Raw genomic sequence first — 3525 nt, 5'->3', positions numbered from 1 at the left:
ACAACATCACCGTTCCATATCTATATGTAACACTGTACCTCGCTGCGACATGGAACTTTACCCACTTCCGGCGCCCCCTACCCTGGTTAATGGCAAACTACCCCAGAAAATGTGGCATTTGCTGTAAAAGCGTGAAGCAAGAATAAGAAAACGAGAGGCAACATCACCACTCCATATCTAGTATGAGGCACCTTCTCCCCTAGACGATATAGGTCTTCATAATTCCGATACCCACCCTAGTTCAGTAGAAAATTATCGCAGAGAATGCAGCATCTTCCGTAAAAGCACAAAGCGAGAAAATAGGAAATTAAGAGTGCTTTCATTACCGAAAGTGCAGCACATTAATCGCCCCACTACCAACTCACACAAATTGTAATCAGCTAGAACAGCACGGTAGTACCTTAAGGGAAATTTGTAGAAACAACACGCCTGGTCTCTTACTAATGTAAGGTGGACATTGTAGTGTTTGGAGAAACCAAAAGCAAATAGGAAAAAAATACTTACTGAACCATACGATAGAACTCAACGTACAATCAACTGCATCTATATCATTTCTGGCAGTGCCTACAAAAAAACGTACTCCTCCCTCCTTGCTTTTCTACTTGTATTTCACCTCCACATGTATAGCACTTTTCGCCTTTCCTGCCATAAACCTTAAAGTGCTTAGAAAAATTACCAACGTCACCTGTAGGTGTGCGGTAGTCACGAATTGACGACCCCCCAGTTGCTATAGCAAGCTTGAGTACTTCTCGTACAGACTCCACAATTCTACAGCACTCCTCCCTGGAAAGAGTGCTAACTTCCCTGTATGGCAATATAGCAGCAGTAAACAATATTTCTGATGCATATATGTTACCGATTCCCACAACAATAGCATTATTCATTAACACAGACTTTATACAGGCTTTCCCATGCATATTCAGCAAACAATCTGCATTGAAGTCTTCCGAAAACGGATCAGGCCCCATCTTTTCCATCAAAGACCTATAACCTTCCCCATCCAGCAGTGTCACTAGTCCAAATCTGCGCGTATCATTGAACACAAGACTATAGCCATGCTGCATAGCAAAAACCACACAATCATGCTTCGCCGGTACAGGAGCGTGCATATATAGGATTCGACCACTCATGCCCATATGGAACACAAGCTTTGCTCCAGAATCCAACTGCATCACCAAATACTTTGCCACCCTATATATGGAACATATTTCCCTTCCGGTCACTAACTGTTCGAAATCATCAGCTATACGGACTCGCAGATCACGCCTCTTCACCTCAACATTACATATGTGCTGACCTATTATTTTATCTGAAAGAGACCTTGCAATTACCTCAACTTCTGGTAGCTCTGGCATCGTCACAACAAGCTCTTTTCTTCTGCTTCCTTCGAGTTATGTTCTCTTTAAGGAGAATTGCTAACTTTTTCTTCCTCTCCTTAATGTTCGTGTTTCTCTTTGACTTGCTCATAACAAAAAACTACAATCTCCTGCAGGCCGTTATAGCTTAGTGGTAGAACGCGTCCTTGGTAAGGACGAAGCCCGAGTTCGATTCTCGGTAACGGCACCATGACCACTAAATAACAGCTTTCTACGTTTCTGTGTAGTACTTTAATTCTCCTGCTAGTGCGTTGCTATTGTTTTTTTTTCGTTGTACCATAACCCCTCTATGGATTTTTAACAGGTCTACAGCAGTGCGCGTCGTTACGAGGTTTGCTCCATCTCCCACTGGAAGCTTGCATTTAGGAGGAGCTAGAACTGCGCTTTTTAACTGGTTATTTGCCAGAAATCACAAGGGAAAATTTTTGCTGCGCATGGAGGATACCGACAAAAAACGGTCATCCGACGTGGTTGCGCAGTCTATAATCGATGACATGTCATGGCTAGGCCTCCAACACGATGGTGATGTTGTAGTACAATCTTCTAGAGCCGCTAGGCATGTTGAAGTAGCGAGAGAGTTAGTAGAATTAGGTAGAGCTTATCGGTGCTATTGTTCGGAAGATGAAGTCAATGAGCAAAGGTTACAATCTGAAAGTACTGGTAAATATTTCAGGCACGTGTGTCCCTGGAAACATCAGGGTAGTGCAGGTGATCTTCACAACAAACCATATGTTGTAAGACTTAAAAGCCCTGAGAATACCATAATAGAGTTTCTCGATGGTGTATATGGGAAAATATCCGTAAAAAGCGATCAAATAGATGATATGGTGATATTGCGTTCTGATGGCACGCCTACATATCTTCTGGCCGTTGTGGTTGATGACCATGATATGGAAATTACGCACATCATACGGGGTTCTGATCACATAACAAATACTGTGAAGCAAATCGTGCTAGCTGAAGCCATAAGCTGGGTCAGTCCGAAATTTTTTCACATCCCATTAATTCATGATGAAAATGGAACTAAGCTATCCAAACGTAATCGTGCTCCTGGAATACACGAATACAAAGAACAGGGGTTTCTTCCTGAAGCACTGTGCAACTACCTGCTACGCATGGGATGGAGTTACCAAAACAAGGAAATTGTGTCTATGCAAGAGGCGATAGCGCTATTTTCTATGGAAGATGTGGGAGTTTCATGTTCGTGTTTGGACTACAAAAAATTGGTGTTTTTAAACCATCATTACATGGGGTTAAAAAGCGAATCAGAAATCCTAGATTTGTTACTACCAATTCTTGAAGAAAAGCTGGGTGGTAGCATCTCTGAGGGAAAACTCTTACGTTTATCCTTGGGAATAAAACAACTGGTGGAACGTACAAAAACCTTAACTGACCTCGCTGAAAACTCACTTTTTTATGTTCAAGATGTGGAAATTAACATAAATCCAGAAGCTGTAAAAACAATTCAAAACAGCAAAAGGTTCCTTGCAGAATTGCTGGAAAGTATGTCAGGAATCCACCCAGATATGTGGAAGAAAACCAAGCTATCTTCGCAAATTAAGGAATTCTCTAAAACACGTAATCTGGCTATGAGTGATGTATATCATTTTCTCAGAGCATCTATAACGGGTAGACTGCAATCCCCTAACATTTCGGAAGTAATGGAGATATTAGGACAAGAAATGTGTATTAACAGAATGCTTTTAGCACAAAAAATCTGATATTTCACCGCATTGGTCAAAGCTTGAGTTTTGCTCCCACGTGTATTATGTACGCTTGTGGTATTAGTTTACTACTGTGCAAGAAGCTTTACTAGAATCATGCCAGAGTCTTGTGCCCTTTTGTAAAATGTATAGCTACGGGGTAGTAATTTATGAAACAGAGCCGTTTACTGGCGTGATCAATATATTGACCTTGCTACCTAATAGACTTCCCGTCAGTGTACACATGCAACACGTTACTTCACAATGTTCTAGAACAATACATTCATACGACCCCTGCAATGGTTTTTTGGTTCAGAGTAGCGCTATCGATCATAAGCTATGGCCTCTTCATTCATATGCTATACGTTACTTAATAATGTCACGTAACAATGCTCTCATGCAACCCCTACAATAGTATTTTGATTCAGAGTAGCACCATTCTATGA

Annotated in this window: 2 protein-coding genes and 1 tRNA gene; 2 read left to right on the top strand and 1 reads right to left on the bottom strand. The window is 41.4% G+C overall.

The features are described 5' to 3' along the window. Positions 1-548: 548 nt before the first annotated feature. Positions 549-1355: a bifunctional DNA-formamidopyrimidine glycosylase/DNA-(apurinic or apyrimidinic site) lyase gene (gene mutM / locus KPX09_RS04735; RefSeq protein WP_249549222.1), complete on the bottom strand. Its 807-nt coding sequence runs from the start codon at positions 1353-1355 to the stop codon at positions 549-551. A 137-nt stretch (positions 1356-1492) separates the two neighbouring features. Between mutM and KPX09_RS04730 the strand changes: the two genes are divergently transcribed. Continuing rightward, positions 1493-1566, top strand: a tRNA-Thr gene (locus tag KPX09_RS04730). 124 nt (positions 1567-1690) lie between these two features. Further along, positions 1691-3097, top strand: a complete 1407-nt coding sequence (gene gltX, locus KPX09_RS04725) for a glutamate--tRNA ligase (protein ID WP_249549221.1) — start codon at positions 1691-1693, stop codon at positions 3095-3097. Positions 3098-3525 lie beyond the last annotated feature (428 nt).

Origin of the sequence: Anaplasma phagocytophilum, assembly GCF_023476575.1 — a bacterium.
GTDB lineage: Bacteria > Pseudomonadota > Alphaproteobacteria > Rickettsiales > Anaplasmataceae > Anaplasma > Anaplasma phagocytophilum_A.
The sequence above is the reverse complement of the archived record's forward strand: the minus strand, read 5'-3'. Positions and strand labels throughout refer to the sequence as shown.

Excerpts from the sequence above, each read along its gene's own strand:
- mutM (WP_249549222.1), bottom strand. The coding sequence starts at position 1,355 with ATGCCAGAGCTACCAGAAGTTGAGGTAATTGCAAGGTCTCTTTCAGAT.